This is a genomic window from Bradyrhizobium iriomotense, from assembly GCF_030160715.1.
Lineage (GTDB): Bacteria > Pseudomonadota > Alphaproteobacteria > Rhizobiales > Xanthobacteraceae > Bradyrhizobium > Bradyrhizobium iriomotense.
In genome coordinates, this window is record NZ_BSOW01000097.1 from 1 (window position 1) to 2,484 (window position 2,484).

At 57.5% G+C, this 2,484-nt stretch carries 2 pseudogenes; both read right to left on the minus strand.

Annotated features, from left to right (window positions below):
* Window positions 1–91: 91 nt before the first annotated feature.
* A pseudogene (locus QQL28_RS45525) lies at window positions 92–337 on the minus strand (group II intron reverse transcriptase/maturase); the annotation flags it as partial.
* A 551-nt stretch (window positions 338–888) separates the two neighbouring features.
* Window positions 889–1,554 (minus strand): annotated as a pseudogene (gene ltrA, locus QQL28_RS45530) (group II intron reverse transcriptase/maturase); the annotation flags it as partial.
* Window positions 1,555–2,484: the final 930 nt, after the last annotated feature.

The window sequence follows — 2,484 nt, forward strand, 5'->3', positions numbered from 1 at the left end:
CGATCGACGCTTGCGAAAATGGGTCGCCAACTCAAGTCATCTCCATTCAACATCCCCAACGCAAACTGTATGAGGTGCATTATGCCAAGGGCGTCGGAATTCCTAGCGGCCTCTTCCCGCCGTCGCGCTTGTCGATCTGCACACGCTTGACCGGCGGTGGAAAGTAGCTGCCCGAAGACATTCGATTCCAGAGCTTGTACAGATTGCTCTGCAAGTCTGCCTCGAACACCTCGATCGACTGCTCGTCCACACCGGCTGCGCCCCGATTTGCTTTAACCCGTTTGTACGCCTCCCAAACCCAGCGCTTGGGGATGTCATACGGCTTTGCTTGACCCAAAAGAGTCCTCCCGTTTCCGGTTGTTCTTCCAATCAAGCGGGACAGTGCCGTGCCTTCGCTCCGCCACCATTACAGTGTCTTCGTCACTACTACACACGGCTCCGTCCCTGCATCGCGCATTGGTACTCAGACTCTTGTGGGGCTTCCACTTGAACCATTCCCTTGGCATCGCGATACAGGTTCCCACGTTCCGCACAGAAGCCTGAACCGAGGTCACGCCACCTCGCCTGCCGGACGCCGCCTGAGCCGTAAACAGGTATCGCTCAGACTGATCCCAAGATAACGACTACCCCTTGGTTTTGACGTCTTCCCTACGCTTTCGACAGTTCTTCGGTGGTTCGCTTGCGCTCGTCTCCTCGATCCTTACCTGACAGAGTCTTGCTCTGCCTTTTCCGGTCTCGCTCACCACCTCGACCATTGGGCCGAAGCAGCAGCCGGTGGTTTGAACCCTGATCCTGCAACCCGAGTTCGAGGGGCCAACCCCCATCTTCTGCGCAGCAAGGCTGCTCAAAGGTGCTCTACATCACACCTCCTTCGCGCCGTCGTGGCGCACAGTCATCCGCGTAACGGCAGAACCGGTGACCACGTCGAGCCAATTCCTTGTCGAGATCGTCGAGCACGATATTGCTGAGGAAGGGCGAGAGCGGACCGCCTTGCGGGGTCCCTTCGTCCACCGGTCGGACCAAACCATCTTCCAATACCCCGGCATTCAGGAATGCCCGGATAAGCTTGAGCACGCGTTTATCGGGTATCCGTGCGGCGACGCGCGACATCAGGATGTCGTGGTTAACTCGGTCGAAAAATCTTTCCAAATCGAGATCAACCACTACGTTGTAGCCATCGGCGACATAACGCTGTGCCTGGGCTACAGCCTGGTGGGCAGACCGCCCCGGCCGGAATCCGAAACTATGCTCCGAAAACGTCGGATCCCATCGCTCTTGGAGAACTTGCAGCACGGCTTGTTGAATCAGGCGGTCGACGACACAGGGGACGCCGAGTTTCCTGACTCCGCCATCCGGCTTCGGGATTTCAACCCGCTTAACCGGCTGCGGCCGATAGTTTCCGTCAAGCAGTTGAGACCGAATGTTTGGCCAGTGCTGACGCAGGAACGCCTTCGCGTCGTCGATGGTCATCCCATCAACGCCAGGGCTTCCTTTGTTCCTTTTAACACGCTTCCACGCTCTTTCGAGGTTCTCTCGGTCGCACACCTCCTCCATCAGTTGTTCTGTGAAAGCCGAGTTTTCGGTGGCTGATTTCGCCATGAATGGTTCGGTCTCCTCGTCACCGCGCGCCGGGGCTTCACCCCGGTCCTTCGGTTCCAAGGCCAGCACTTGCTGGTTGTTCTGCCGCTTTCTATTCACGAGATACCAGTCCCTACTTGCCTCTCTCAATCGTTCGGGCCTTCAGCCATCGTTTCCGGCACTGCCTATCTGTTTCTCCACCTTTCGGCATTGGAGTGCCTCAATAGCTTTGCCGACAGCCTGACCTAATACGCCCTCAGCTGACTTCTGCCCGGCGGTCAGACGGCCTCGCGGTCGTCTCAGTCGCCCGAGGGCGACACCGGGCAGATCTCCCGGGGTAAGCTCAATCGCCTTCGGTGCACAACCGCCGGATCTACGCTTCGCATCCTTGATGGATCTGGACTTCGCGATGTGTCGCCCGCTCGTCCGACGCTTGCGCCTCATATCCGGTTTTTGTTCATCGGCTCGCACCTTTGATCCACGCTTCCTTCAGACCCCGCCTCGCGACGGCAGCCCTTGCGTTTCACTAACCCTTCACCTCCATCAGGTTGAGTGGAAGACTTTCACTTCCGAGCTATTGAGCATGCCCGGCACACGACGAAGCCGCTCCGCGGCAGAACGCTCGGCAAGAGTGACCCAATCTCGGATGAAGGAATGCGGTTGAAGCAACTGTAGCTGCTTTGGCGTGCCGTGGTGAGACGTAATTTGCTGCGTTCATAGACCTGGCTTCAAGCAAGATGGCGTTGCTGCCCCTGGGCAGTTTTCGTTTTTTTGCCAAGGAGCCTTCAATGACCCCGCTTCGGTTACGCATGATAAACGACATGCAGATCCGCAATCTGTCACCGCATACGCAGGATTGCTATCTGCTGCAGATTTCGCAGTTCGCCCGCCATTTTGCCAAATCGC